Raw genomic sequence first — 12,848 nt, forward strand, 5'->3', positions numbered from 1 at the left:
TATTTGATACTTAGAGTGGTGCAAAATCTTACAAATCCTTTAATGGTTTTTCGTTTGTATAATTGTCTTGCTCAGTTAGCATGGAGATTTTTTGTTCTGCTTCATTTAATGCACTTTGGCATTGCTTGGTTAAAGTCACACCTTTAGAAAAATAATCAAGTGAATTTTCAAGGCTTAAATCGCCAGATTCCATGGTTTTTACAATTTTTTCTAAATCGACTAAGCCCTGATTAAAGTCAAATTTTTTTGCCATTTTATGTTTTTCCTCCACTGCCTGCTTTGCTTAGTATTTTATCCATTATTCTTGCTGGTAGTATTCTTTTAAGTACAGCAAACAGTTTAGTTGGAAAGGTAACCCAATAATAAATTTTGGCATTTTTTGCTTCTAAAGCATGAATGGTGCATTTCAGTATTGCTTTTGCAGGCAAAGTATAGGCGGCTAATTTATCAGTATTCAAACGTTTAATCATTTGTTCGCAGCTGTGCTGATAATCACTAGTATTCATGTCAATATTTTTTTTAAAAGCTTGATAAGCATTTTTTCTAAACTTGGACTTAAACCGGCCCTGGCTGAATTAAAGCAAGCTGGAGCTGGTGTTTGATAAAACTCCAGCCTTAATAAGGTATCGACCAAGCCCTCAATGGCAAATTTAGAGGAATTGTACGAGCCTCTAAAAGGCATTGCCACAAAACCCAAAACTGAACTTAAATAAATAATTTTGCCTTGATTGTTGGCTTTCATTTTTGCCAGCACTAAGTTGGTTAATTCATGCCAACCAAATACATTGGTTGGGAATTGCGCTTCAAGTGTTTGTCTAGATATATCTTCAAATGCGCCTAATTGCCTATAAAAACCACTACGTATCAATCCATACAACCCCCTATCAACTTTTTCATAAACATGGATTATGGCACGTTGAATAGATACAGAAGAAGATAAATCAAGTTGATAAGCATCAAAGCCTAAGTTTTTTAACTTTTCAACATCGGTGTCACTTCTAGCAATAGCAAACACTTGATAGCCCTTTTGCTTTAATCCTTCCGCCAAACAAAAGCCAAGCCAATACCCCTTTGATCAGCCTGTAATTAAAACTGATTTCACTGTTGAGCCTTGGTCCAAAATTTAGCCACTTCAGCCAATTCTGGATTGATACTTATAGAGCGCAATAATAAGAAATCATATGCCATTCTAAAACGTGGATTACTTAGTAATGCTTTGACTTTTTTTGCTTGCATTTTTTCTAGTCTTGGTTGCATTAGCCAAATATCCTTAATTCTAGTGTTTAACCATCTGGGTAGCGAGACTTGCTTAATTTGATTAATAATCACCTCTTCAGAGGCCTGAGTCATTGCTAAAGACGAACAACTTTGCTTGTTTTCAAGTACAATAAAACGCTCGTTATAAGCTTGCCATAAAAACACAGCAAATAAAAACACAGGCGTGACAGATTGATTTTTTTTAATTCTGTCCGAGGTGTTTAACAAGGCCTTTTTAATAAATTCATTTTTATGAGTTTGTTTAAACAAATATTTTAATAAACCATATTTTTCTAAGCGCTCATACACTTCAAACCCATATTCATTGTGGAACAATTTAATACACTCTTCATACAAACGCGCTGCAGAAATATTACCAAGAAGTGGTGCTTGTTCAAAAATAGCCAATTTAATCTCATTACTTAATTGAAACCCTAATTTAGTTTGAAACCTAATGGCTCTAATCATGCGCACTGGGTCTTGCTCAAATCTTAATTTTGGATTGCCAATAATATGCACTTCTTGCGCCTTTATATCTTCAAGTCCACCCACATAATCAATGACTTCTTGCGTTTTAATATCATAATAAAGCGCATTAATATTAAAATCCCTACGCACAACATCATCTTCAATATTACCATAGCAATTATCACGAACACCAACGCCGTTTTTAGCGGTTTTCACCTTACCTGACCTAAAAGTAGCCACTTCAATAAATTTACATGCTGAAAACATAACGTGCACTAAACAAAAACGCCTACCTATTAAACGTGAGCGTTTGAATAATTTATGCACTTGCTCTGGTTTGGCATTGGTTGCAATATCAAAATCTTTTGGTTCTAAATTTAAGAGTAAATCTCTAATGCAACCACCTACTAGATAGGCTTTAAACCCTGCTTTATCAATAATACTAATAACTTTTAAAGCATCTTTATCTAGAAGTTTTTTATCAAACTTAATGCTTTGACGAATGGCTTTCATAAAAAATACTAGCCTGAATGCTGTAAATCAACTTTGGCTTTAGGCGCCCAGTTTTTTTGTTTATGTTCAGCAATTATGGTTGTATAAACACCACCACGAACATTAAAAATTGCCTTTAAGCGCATGAATCTTGGATTGCTTGCTTGAACCAAATCATCAAGAATTTGGTTAGTGACCGCCTCATGGAATGCGCTTTCGTTTCGATACGACCAAATATACATTTTCAATGATTTTAATTCTATACATGCTTTATCAGCAATGTATTCAAGATGCAATGTGGCAAAATCAGGCTGCCCTGTTTTTGGACACAGGCATGTAAACTCTGGTATATCAATTTGAATGACAAAATCGCGCTCAACATTAGGATTATTAAAAATCTCTAAAGCTTTGCTGGGTTGAGATGACATTAAACTTTTTCCTTTAAAAAACACGACTATTTTACACTTTAAAAGTGTGTAATGCTTTTATAAGAAATAATTCAACTAAAAAGCATCAAATAAATTGGGTAAATTTTCTATGTCTAATTGAATAAAAAATAAAAATTAGTAACAACACCGCCAAATGCACCCACCACAGCCCAACAATTGGCAGAGACTCTCCTCGCTCTAAAGCTAATTTAGCAATTAATAAGACATTATTATACACAATAAACGCAACAACACCAACTAATACGCCTAAATTTTTACCACTTCTTGGAGAGGTTTTACCAAGCAATACACCAAGTACTGATAATATTAAAATACTTAAAGGCTGAGACATTCTCCATTGAAACTCTGCTATTTCTGTCAGTTTGTTAGAGAATAATAATTCAAACGTTGACTTTGATTCTACTTTCGTAATTGTGCTAATAGATTTTTGTACCTCGCCATCAATAATTTGTAAATCATATAAATTAAAATTTAAGATTTTTTTATTTTTATCCGAAGGAAAGCCGTGATAACGTGTGCCATTTTTAAGGAGCAAATACACGCTATTGGTATTTAAATTGATGTATTTTTGAGCTTGTTGTGCCAAGGTTATAACCGGCACATTATTGACCAATGTATAAATAAAAATCTCTTCCATATTTTGTTCTTTAGCATTATCAGCATCACTGACTTTTGATGCGTAAAAAACAATATCACCATTTTTAAACTCTTGAAACTCACCCTCTTTAATAAAAGAAAATTCAGATACATTTTCACTACGCTCCATAATCAAGCCTTGTTGCTGCTTAGACCAAGGCACCACAACTGTCGTTAAAAGCAAAACAAAGAAAAAGATAAAGATAACAAGCGGCTGAATGAATACCATAAAATGCTTATCGCCCAAACCTAATGAGTTCATCACAATAGCTTCTGAATCCTTGTAAAGCTTGCTAACACTCAAAATAATAGCCAATAACAAAGATAAAGATAGAATTAATACAACATCTCTAATCATATTAAAACCGACCAGTGGCAACAAGTCTGCAACAGGTATGCCTTCTTTTAAACTTTTTTTAACCACTAACACTAACTGATTACCAAAAACAACCAACCCAATCACGATAAACACTGCGCTCAAAAGCACCAATACATTGCGCATTAAATATCTGGCTAGAATGCTATTTTGAAATTTAAGGATTCTGACTACTATAGGAGGAAGTTTCATACTTTAAGAAATTACTATATCAATTCAGTATAATCTAGGAAATATAGAAAATAGTGTATTTTTTAGGAAAAAAAATAAAAATAACAGTCAGCTATTTATTGAATTTTTCCTCGAAAAAAGATGTTGTTTCATAGATTGTATTGGGTCGGTATGGTAGTTTCTTTAAGTATGCTTAAAGCGATTGATAGAATGCTCAAAATAATTAAGTAATGATTTTTTTAAATAGTATTACTTCTTTTGAGACATTGAAGCAAAGAATTCATCATTAGTTTTAGTTAGCTTTAAGCGGTCAATTAAGAATTCAGCCGCCTCAACAGTATCCATAGGATGTAGAATTTTGCGTAAAATCCACATTTTTTGTAATTCCTTTTCATCGGTAATTAACTCTTCGCGGCGCGTGCCAGAAGCATTAATATTAATTGCTGGAAAAATTCGCTTTTCACTCAAACGTTTTTCTAAATGAAGCTCCATATTGCCTGTGCCTTTAAACTCTTGATAAATAACTTCATCCATTTTTGAGCCAGTATCAATCAATGCGGTGGCAATAATGGTAATACTTCCACCATTTTCAATATTTCTAGCTGCACCAAAAAAACGTTTAGGGCGTTGTAGTGCATTAGCATCAACACCACCTGTTAATACCTTGCCTGATGAAGGGGCAATTGTATTATAAGCGCGCGCCAAGCGTGTGATTGAATCTAGTAAAATAATTACATCTTTGCCTTGTTCTGCACGTCGTTTGGCTTTTTGAATCACCATTTCGGCTACTTGCACATGACGTTTTGCTGACTCATCAAATGTTGAAGCAATCACTTCACCACGAACAGTGCGAGCCATTTCTGTTACTTCTTCAGGGCGCTCATCAATCAAAAGCACAATCAGTTCACATTCTGGATGATTGACTGAAATAGACGTGGCAATATTTTGCATAATCATGGTTTTGCCTGCCTTAGGCGGTGCAACCAACAAGCCCCTTTGACCTTTGCCAAAAGGTGAAACAAGATCAATCATTCTGGCAGTAATATCCTCAGTTCCGCCATTACCGATTTCTAAATTAAGTCTTTCATTAGGATGAATAGGTGTGAGTGAGGCGAATGGCACCCTGTTTCTAACATTATCTGGATCTTCGCCGTTCACTTCTGATACTTTAATTAACGCAAAATACTTCTCACCTTTTTTAGGCGCTCTAATTTTTCCTGCAACCAAATCACCAGTTGATAAATTAAAACGTCTAATTTGATTAGGTGAAATATAGATATCATCCGCACCCGAAGTGTAAGAATCATCACTTGATCTTAAAAAACCATAGCCATCTTGCAACACATCCAAAACACCATCACCTAACACCTCCTCATCATTAGCCGCTTTAGCTTTAAGAATAATAAAAATTAGGGTTTGTTTTTTAGCTCTAGAAATGTTTTCTGAACCTAAAGATTGTGCTAGTTCTAACAACTCTTCCGGGCTAAATTTTTTGAGTTCTGATAATTTCATGAATGTGTCCATATTAAGGCTAAGTATTTTTTTACTTAACTAGGGATATGCGCCTAAAGCGCTAGGAGGTTTTATTAAACTGAGTTTTTAAGATAAAAACAATCAGTTATTTAGTTTTTAAATATTGGCATCAATAAACGCACTAAGTTCTGCTTTTGAAAGTGCACCCATTTTGGTTGCCTGAACGGCACCATTAGAAAATAACAACATCGTTGGAATACCGCGAATGCCATGCTTTGGTGGTGTTTGGTCGTTCTCGTCTATATTAACTTTGGCAATAAGCACTTTACCATCATATTCGTCAGCAATTTCATCTAATACAGGTGCTAACGCCTTGCATGGCCCGCACCACTCAGCCCAAAAATCTACCAATACTACTTGTGATGAGTTAACAACATCTGCTTCAAAAGAGGCGTCAGTCACTACTTTAATTTTATCGTTCATATTTTTGTAATGTTAATCTGAAATGAAAAAAAGAAACAGCAGAACTGCCGATTGCGTGAGATTATATCATCATTTAACTCATGCAATATCTTTTTACAATCTTTCTTCCAAAGCCTCTTTAAGCACTGATTGTTCTGCCATGCTCAATGGCTGGTTTTTAGTATTGCTAATAAAAAACACATCTTGAACCCTTTCCCCCATAGTAGCAATTCTGGCATTAATTAATGAGACGTCTAATTCAAAGAAAACATAGGCAATGTTAGAAAGTATGCCTTGTTTGTCAATCACATTAATCTCTAATTGAGTTAGGTTCCACTGCTTATTCACACTAAAACTGACTTTCATTTTATGGTCAAAGTATCGATGCGTGTATATATCATGGGTTGTGCTTACGCTCACATCTAAATCATTCAATTCATTTTTGATTTCTTGATTTATATTGATATGTTCAAGTGCTTCATCTTGCAAAACACTAATCGTGTTATACACTTTCCTATCCCTTGTGGTTAGGATTTTAGCATCCACAATATCAAGACCCAGTCTTTCAAGAATACTAATTAATTTAAAGAATAAACCTCTAAAATCATCACATAGCACAAAAATATCAACCACATTATGTTGTGAAATTTTAGAACTAACAATAATTTTATCCAAGGCTGTTTTAGTGGCAAAACTCAAATGCCATAAAATATCGTCGACTTCATAACGTAAATAATAGTCTTTAGGCAGGGTTGATAATATCTTCTCAACGTCACTCATTTGATAACCCTGAGCAATAGAATCTTTAATAATAGTTTGCTTAATGTCTTGCACTCTTTGGTCTACGCTTGGGCGCTGACTATTGCTACTTTCTAGGTGTTTTTTGGTATTGTAAAATAGTTTTTTTAGCAAAGAGTCTTTCCAACTATTCCACAAATCATCTTTTGTTGCACGAATATCGGCGTTTGTTAATAAATACAAAAATTCTAAAAATTCAACTGTACCCACTTGTTTAGCAAAACGCTCAATCACTTCAAAATCACCAATATCTTGCTTTTGTGCAACCACTGACATGAGTAAATGCTTTTCAACTAATTTTGAAACCAAATCAGTGTCGCTTGTTTTTAATTGATGATGCTGACAAAACTCACGTGCATCAATGGCACCTAACTGAGCATGCTCGCCACCCCTACCTTTGGCGATATCATGAAAAAGACCTGCCAATAATAGTAATTCTGGCTTTTGGATGCCTTGTGCTATCTCGCTACAAAGCGCAAATTCCTTGGCAAACTCAGGTACGAAAAAACGCCTCAAATTACGAATCACAAATAACGTATGCTGATCCACCGTATAAGCATGGAATAAATCATATTGCATTAGCCCCATAATCTTACCAAAAGCAGGAATATAGTGTTCTAAAATACCATAACGATTCATGAGTTTTAACGCCTTATTAACCCCTTGACTTTGTTGTAATAGTTCAATAAATAAGCGATTATTCTTACGCTTTTTGTAAAAATCAAAATCAATTAAATCAATGCTATTTTGCATTTGTCTAAGCGTTTTTGCACTAATGCCGCGCACATAACTATGTTTAGCAATGAGTAAAAATATTTCAATAAAAGCAGATGGTGTTTGGACAAAAACTTGCGTATCAATTGAATGGATATAACCATGACTAATCATAAAGCGACTGTTCAAATGTTGCGTGTTTAGAATCTCATCTTCTAATAATTGCAACAAAATATCATTAAGGCGCGACACCCTAGTCACGGTTTGGTAATAATCCTTCATAAAGGCTTCAACTGCCAAAGAATCCCCATCAACATAACCCAGCATGGTTGCTACAGATTTTTGGTATTGGAATGCAAGCCTGTCTTCACGCCGATTGGCGATAATATGCAGTGCAAATCTAACCTTGAATAAAAATAATTGCGATGTTTTTAATAACCCATATTCAGTAATTGTTAAATATTGCTTGTCGACTAGTTCAAACAAAGTATTAACATCAAAATACCACTTTGCTACCCAAGCAACTGTTTGAATATCTCTAAGACCGCCAGGGCTTTGCTTAATATTTGGCTCTAAGTTATAAGCAATATTGGACAGATTTTGGTGACGATTGTGCTGTTCTTTTTGCTTTTCAACTAGAAACGATTGGCTTGACCAAATACTAGATTTAATCACAACCTTCATCTTAAAAAACAAAGACTTTTTACCTAAAATAACGCGAGATTCCAATAAATTAGTCACCACACTAAGATCATCAATCACACTAATGCAATCTTTCAAATCCCGAGTCGCATGCCCTACTTCCAAATCAACATCCCATAAAAATGTTAAAAAGCTAGCAATACTTTTCTGATAAGTGTCGTGCGCACCATCAGGAATTAAAATCAACAAATCTATATCCGAATACGGATGCAACTCGCCTCTGCCATAACCACCAACAGCCACCAAACACAACTGATCTGAAAGATTAAAACTTTGCCAAATATCTTTGAGTAATTGATCAACCCCTTCACTTCTAGCCAATATAAGTGTTTGGGCTTCCTCCGGATTATTTAAAAATTCCACCTTGATTGAATCTTCTAGTGTTTGATATTGTGCTTTAAATATTGACAAGTCCATCATAATTTATAGGTATTTTTATTATTGCTTGTTCTATTTTTAAAAAAAATTGCCATTTTTAAGCGTAATAGTGCTTTATCTTTGCCGACTAACTCAGCTACAATGTCGATACTACCCGCATTTCCGTTGCCACTTAGTGCAAGCCTAAAGGGTTGACCCACCTTACCAAAACCGATGTTGAGTTCAAAGCACACCTCTTTAACAGCTTGTTTGATATTGTTGGCTTGCCAAGTGCTTAGGGCTTCTAGTTTTGTAAGTAAGTGCTTGAGTGGCACTTTATCTTTAAAGTGTTTTTTGGCGAGTTTTTCATCAAAAGTGTCAAAATCTTGATAGAACATTTTCACTTCGCTTGCCATGTCAACCAGGGTTTTACATCTATTTTGCAAGTGTTGAACAATTGTTTTAATATCGGGTGTGTCTGTAACGGTAATTGCTTGGTTTTGCAGATGCCAAGTTAGGTTATTAAGTAAATTCTCAACACTGGAATTTTTAATAGTTTCTTGATTGAGCCATAAAAGCTTATCCTGATTAAAACTTGTAGGCGCCTTGTTGATGTTTTTTAATTCAAATAGTTTAACAATTTCATCCATAGAAAATATTTCTTGGTCACCATGCGACCAACCTAAGTGAACTAAATAATTAAGCAAGGCTTCAGGCAAAAATCCTGCATCTCGATAAGTCATAACGCTCACAGCACCGTGGCGTTTTGAAAGACGCGCACCATCACTACCTAAAATCATAGGCAAATGTGCAAATTCTGGCAAATCCCAGTTTAACGCTTGATAAAGGTTAATTTGCTTAGGGGTGTTGTTGATATGGTCATCACCACGAATAACACAATCGATTTGCATGTCATGGTCATCAACTACCACGGTTAAATTATAAGTTGGTGTGCCATCGCTACGAGTAATAATTAAATCGTCTAATTCTTTATTATTGATTGAAATTTGCCCTTTAACCACATCATTAAAAACCACCAACCCTTCTTCTGGGTTGTTAAAACGTATAACGCCAGCATTTAGGCTCTTATCCCGACAACAACCATCGTACTTGGATTTTTTGCCTTGCTTGGTTAAATCTTCACGCAAAATTTGTAAGCGCTCTTTAGAACATTCACAATAATAGGCTTTTTTTTCATCTAACAGTTGCTGAACAACTTGCTTGTACCTGTCAAAACGATCTGTTTGGTAAAAAGGCCCTTCATCATAGTCAAGTCCAAGCCAATCCATGCCTTGTAAAATCGCATTAACGGATGCTTGGGTTGAGCGCTCTAAATCTGTATCTTCAATACGTAGTACAAATTTACCATGTTGCTTTTTAGCCCAAGCCCAAGCAAATAATGCAGTTCTAGCACCACCGATATGTAGGTAGCCTGTGGGGGATGGCGCAAATCTTGATTTCATTATTATTTTTATAGGTTGGCTTTATCAACCCTATCAAACCAATATTGCGCTTTTTCTAAATCTTGTTTAACTTCTTTACCATCTTCATACAGCATACCCAATGTATACATTGGGCCAGGAATGCCAAACTCAGCACCTTTTTCAAACCACTCAATAGACTTTGTAATGTCTTTTTCTACACCTTCGCCAGTCATATATGCCACACCTAGCATGTGATGAGCAAATGCATGATCTTGACTTGCTGCTTGTAAGAAGTTTTCAAACCCTAAAGGTTGATTTTTAACCATGCCTAAGCCATTCATTTGCATCATACCAACACGCCACAGCGCTTCAGCATTGCCTTTTGTGGCAAGCGGGGCTAATAATTGATATGCCATAGTAAAATTCTTAGTATCAAAGGCAGTAACACCACTGGATAAATCTGCATCATATATATCTGTATTGCTTGAATTTGGCATATCTTTCTCTAATATAAAAAAGTAATTAATTTTACACTGTTATAATATATTTTTTATTCGCCAAATAGTCGCTATAATACCATGGAATTTAACCAACAAGAGGCAAGCCATAACAGTATTGTTTCTGTTGAAGAATATCATGTTAATTTAGCATACACGCAGCTTAAAATTCCTTGTTTTATTTCTTCTCATCATTGTTGTGAAGTTGACATGACTCATCTTGATGATATTGATAAAGTTTCATTATTTCCCTTGTCTAATCAAGATGATATTGATTTGTTAATTATTGGCACAGGTACAACGCACCAGTTTTTGCATCCAAAACAACAAGTATCCATTCGACAAATGGGTATTGGCACCGAAAGTATGAATAATAAATCAGCTTGTCGAAGTTTTAACTTGCTATTGTCTGATGCCAGATCGGTTGGTTTGCTGTTATTATGAAGTTATTAAGTATTGCACAAATACGCCATTATTGGCATTACTTTAAGATGGATACGCCTTTATTTTTACTGATTATGGTACTCAGTGGATTTGGACTTGTTGTGCTTTATTCAGCCTCAGCATGCTCTATGCAAACCATTTATAAACAAGTGTTTCACTTTGTGCTGGCAATTGGTGCAATGTTGATAATTGCTCAAATACCGCCTTATCAACTTAGGCGTTTCTCTCCTTACTTAATGCTGTTTGGTATCTTTTTGCTAATTTTGGTTTTAATTTTTGGCTCCAGCAGTGGTGGCGCTCAACGCTGGCTTAATTTAGGTTTTATACGCTTTCAACCTTCTGAAATTATGAAGGTTATTGTGCCTATTGCCATTGCCTCAATTCTGAGTGAAAAAACCTTACCACCAAAACCACTGCCTGTTTTTTTATCCATTGTTGCCATTATTTCAATTGTAATACTCATTGCTAAACAACCAGATTTGGGCACGTCGTTATTAATTGGTGCTTCTGGTTTTTACGTGTTGTTTTTTTCAGGCATCCGTGTTCAAATTCTTAAAAATAATTGGTTAAATTTTGCACTAATTTCATCAATCATCACCTCAGGTGCATATGTTGCATGGAACTATCTATTAATGGGTTATCAAAAAAAACGCATCCTAACTTTAATTGACCCAAGCTCTGATCCGTTAGGTTCTGGCTATCATATCTTGCAATCAAAAATTGCGATTGGCTCTGGCGGTTTAGTTGGCAAGGGTTTAGAGCAAGGCTCCCAATCCCAACTTAATTTCCTACCTGAGCATGCAACTGATTTTATCTTTGCTGTGATCGCTGAAGAGCTGGGTTTTATGGGTGTTATATTTTTATTCACCTTATATGGGCTAATTATTTACCGATTATTGGTCATTTCTTTTCAATCAGAAGATAATTTTTCAAAACTATTAGGTGCAAGCTTAACCCTTATCTTCTTTACTTATATTTTTGTTAATGTTGGTATGGTATCTGGGCTATTACCCGTGGTGGGTGTGCCATTACCACTGATTAGCTATGGCGGCTCATCACTCATCACTTTAATGTCTAGCTTTGGCATTATCATGGCAATTCGCAAACACAAAACACCAAGATATTTACAAAATTAATGCGCATACTCTTACTTTTACTTATTTGCTTTTCTGGCTCAATTGTTGCTAAAACTTTACCAGCAACCAACTTTCAAGCAACCCATAACTTTATTAATAAAATGGTGAAAAATCATCAATTCAACAAAGATGAATTGCTGTTTATTTTTTCAAAAATTGAACTAACACTTGCAGATAAAAACCAAAAAAAGAAAAAACCAAAAAAAGAAAAAACCATGTCTTGGGATAAATATAAAGGTTTGTTTATTACTGAGCAACGTATTAAAGATGGCATTAACTTTTGGCAAGATAACTTAGCAACGCTTAAACGTGCAGAAAGTAAATACAATGTACCTGCAGAAATCATGGTTGCTATTTTAGGTATTGAGACTAACTATGGCAATAAAAAAGGCACGTATCCAACTTTAGAAACGCTAGCAAAACGCGCTTTTGGTAATTATAGAAGGAAAAAATTCTATCAAAAAGAGTTAAAAGAGTTCTTGCTTATGTCACGTGAAAACGTCATTCCGCCTTTATCCATACAGGGCTCTTATGCAGGTGCAATGGGCTACCCACAATTTATTGCCAGCTCTTATAGATACTACGCTGTTGATTTTAACCATGATGGTAAGATTGATTTATTCTCAAATCCTATTGATGCAATCGGCTCCATTGCTAATTATTTTGATCAGCACCAGTGGCATGATGGAGGTGAGTTTGCAAGACCTATTGTACTTCAATCAAGCCACTTAAAACACGCCAGATTAAACACTAACAAACCTAAAAAAAATACTCAGTACTGGCGCAATAAAGGTTTGGATATTCACCAAGATATTAAGAATAAAACCAAATTAGCATTTATCAGCTTGCCACAAAACGAAATCAATGAAACTTGGCTCACTTTTTGGAATTTTTACGTGCTAACGCGTTATAATCACGATAATAGATATGCTATGGTGGCTTACCAGCTATCATGCAAGTTGAAACAAGCATTCAATCAACTAAACAACTAA

At 35.1% G+C, this 12,848-nt stretch carries 14 protein-coding genes; 3 read left to right on the forward strand and 11 right to left on the reverse strand.

From position 1 onward, the window contains the following. Window positions 1–28: 28 nt before the first annotated feature. The 11 genes from CVPH_RS04935 to CVPH_RS04980 form a co-directional block, all read right to left on the reverse strand. Window positions 29–253: an exodeoxyribonuclease VII small subunit gene (locus tag CVPH_RS04935; RefSeq protein WP_201340645.1), complete on the reverse strand. Its 225-nt coding sequence runs from the start codon at window positions 251–253 to the stop codon at window positions 29–31. 1 nt (window position 254) lies between these two features. Continuing rightward, a complete protein-coding gene (locus tag CVPH_RS10145) occupies window positions 255–506 on the reverse strand; it encodes a Rossmann-fold NAD(P)-binding domain-containing protein (RefSeq protein ID WP_225879640.1) in 252 nt (83 codons plus the stop codon). After that, window positions 503–1,048, reverse strand: coding sequence for an SDR family NAD(P)-dependent oxidoreductase (locus tag CVPH_RS10150; RefSeq protein WP_225879641.1), 546 nt, complete (start codon window positions 1,046–1,048; stop codon window positions 503–505). Before CVPH_RS10150 ends, CVPH_RS10145 begins: the two co-directional genes overlap by 4 nt. 50 nt (window positions 1,049–1,098) lie before the next feature. Further along, window positions 1,099–2,238: a polynucleotide adenylyltransferase PcnB gene (gene pcnB / locus CVPH_RS04945; RefSeq protein ID WP_201340646.1), complete on the reverse strand. Its 1,140-nt coding sequence runs from the start codon at window positions 2,236–2,238 to the stop codon at window positions 1,099–1,101. Between the two features lie 8 nt (window positions 2,239–2,246). Then, complete coding sequence (gene queF / locus CVPH_RS04950; protein WP_201340647.1) at window positions 2,247–2,645, reverse strand: preQ(1) synthase; 399 nt, start codon at window positions 2,643–2,645, stop codon at window positions 2,247–2,249. Window positions 2,646–2,730: 85 nt separating this feature from the next. Further along, the gene (gene lptF, locus CVPH_RS04955) at window positions 2,731–3,870 is read right to left on the reverse strand and encodes an LPS export ABC transporter permease LptF (RefSeq protein ID WP_201340648.1); all 1,140 of its coding nucleotides are present in this window, start codon (window positions 3,868–3,870) and stop codon (window positions 2,731–2,733) included. Between the two features lie 228 nt (window positions 3,871–4,098). Further along, complete coding sequence (gene rho, locus CVPH_RS04960; RefSeq protein ID WP_201340649.1) at window positions 4,099–5,361, reverse strand: transcription termination factor Rho; 1,263 nt, start codon at window positions 5,359–5,361, stop codon at window positions 4,099–4,101. 117 nt (window positions 5,362–5,478) lie between these two features. After that, window positions 5,479–5,805 carry a thioredoxin TrxA gene (gene trxA, locus CVPH_RS04965; protein WP_201340650.1) on the reverse strand — a complete coding sequence of 109 codons (327 nt, stop codon included), beginning with the start codon at window positions 5,803–5,805 and terminating at the stop codon, window positions 5,479–5,481. 93 nt (window positions 5,806–5,898) lie between these two features. Next, window positions 5,899–8,418, reverse strand: a complete 2,520-nt coding sequence (gene glnD, locus CVPH_RS04970; protein ID WP_201340651.1) for a [protein-PII] uridylyltransferase — start codon at window positions 8,416–8,418, stop codon at window positions 5,899–5,901. Then, window positions 8,415–9,818 carry a glutamate--tRNA ligase gene (gltX, locus tag CVPH_RS04975; RefSeq protein ID WP_201340652.1) on the reverse strand — a complete coding sequence of 468 codons (1,404 nt, stop codon included), beginning with the start codon at window positions 9,816–9,818 and terminating at the stop codon, window positions 8,415–8,417. Before gltX ends, glnD begins: the two co-directional genes overlap by 4 nt. Window positions 9,819–9,826: 8 nt before the next feature. Then, window positions 9,827–10,276, reverse strand: coding sequence for a tetratricopeptide repeat protein (locus CVPH_RS04980; RefSeq protein WP_201340653.1), 450 nt, complete (start codon window positions 10,274–10,276; stop codon window positions 9,827–9,829). Between the two features lie 81 nt (window positions 10,277–10,357). Between CVPH_RS04980 and CVPH_RS04985 the strand changes: the two genes are divergently transcribed. The 3 genes from CVPH_RS04985 to mltB are packed head-to-tail and all read left to right on the forward strand — an operon-like array spanning window position 10,358 to window position 12,848. After that, complete coding sequence (locus CVPH_RS04985) at window positions 10,358–10,720, forward strand: Mth938-like domain-containing protein (protein WP_201340654.1); 363 nt, start codon at window positions 10,358–10,360, stop codon at window positions 10,718–10,720. Then, complete coding sequence (rodA, locus tag CVPH_RS04990; RefSeq protein ID WP_201340655.1) at window positions 10,717–11,856, forward strand: rod shape-determining protein RodA; 1,140 nt, start codon at window positions 10,717–10,719, stop codon at window positions 11,854–11,856. The genes CVPH_RS04985 and rodA overlap by 4 nt, the downstream gene beginning before the upstream one ends. Continuing rightward, on the forward strand, window positions 11,856–12,848 hold the full coding sequence (mltB, locus tag CVPH_RS04995; RefSeq protein WP_201340656.1) for a lytic murein transglycosylase B: 993 nt from the start codon (window positions 11,856–11,858) through the stop codon (window positions 12,846–12,848). The genes rodA and mltB overlap by 1 nt, the downstream gene beginning before the upstream one ends.

Source organism: Abyssogena phaseoliformis symbiont OG214, assembly GCF_016592595.1.
In the GTDB taxonomy this organism is placed as follows: Bacteria; Pseudomonadota; Gammaproteobacteria; order PS1; family Pseudothioglobaceae; genus Ruthia.

Coding starts and splice junctions, on each gene's coding strand:
- lptF (WP_201340648.1), bottom strand. CDS start 3,870: ATGAAACTTCCTCCTATAGTAGTCAGAATCCTTAAATTTCAAAATAGC.
- trxA (WP_201340650.1), bottom strand. CDS start 5,805: ATGAACGATAAAATTAAAGTAGTGACTGACGCCTCTTTTGAAGCAGAT.
- gltX (WP_201340652.1), bottom strand. CDS start 9,818: ATGAAATCAAGATTTGCGCCATCCCCCACAGGCTACCTACATATCGGT.
- CVPH_RS10145 (WP_225879640.1), bottom strand. CDS start 506: ATGAATACTAGTGATTATCAGCACAGCTGCGAACAAATGATTAAACGT.
- rodA (WP_201340655.1), top strand. CDS start 10,717: ATGAAGTTATTAAGTATTGCACAAATACGCCATTATTGGCATTACTTT.
- glnD (WP_201340651.1), bottom strand. CDS start 8,418: ATGATGGACTTGTCAATATTTAAAGCACAATATCAAACACTAGAAGAT.
- mltB (WP_201340656.1), top strand. CDS start 11,856: ATGCGCATACTCTTACTTTTACTTATTTGCTTTTCTGGCTCAATTGTT.
- pcnB (WP_201340646.1), bottom strand. CDS start 2,238: ATGAAAGCCATTCGTCAAAGCATTAAGTTTGATAAAAAACTTCTAGAT.
- CVPH_RS04985 (WP_201340654.1), top strand. CDS start 10,358: ATGGAATTTAACCAACAAGAGGCAAGCCATAACAGTATTGTTTCTGTT.
- CVPH_RS04935 (WP_201340645.1), bottom strand. CDS start 253: ATGGCAAAAAAATTTGACTTTAATCAGGGCTTAGTCGATTTAGAAAAA.
- queF (WP_201340647.1), bottom strand. CDS start 2,645: ATGTCATCTCAACCCAGCAAAGCTTTAGAGATTTTTAATAATCCTAAT.
- rho (WP_201340649.1), bottom strand. CDS start 5,361: ATGAAATTATCAGAACTCAAAAAATTTAGCCCGGAAGAGTTGTTAGAA.
- CVPH_RS04980 (WP_201340653.1), bottom strand. CDS start 10,276: ATGCCAAATTCAAGCAATACAGATATATATGATGCAGATTTATCCAGT.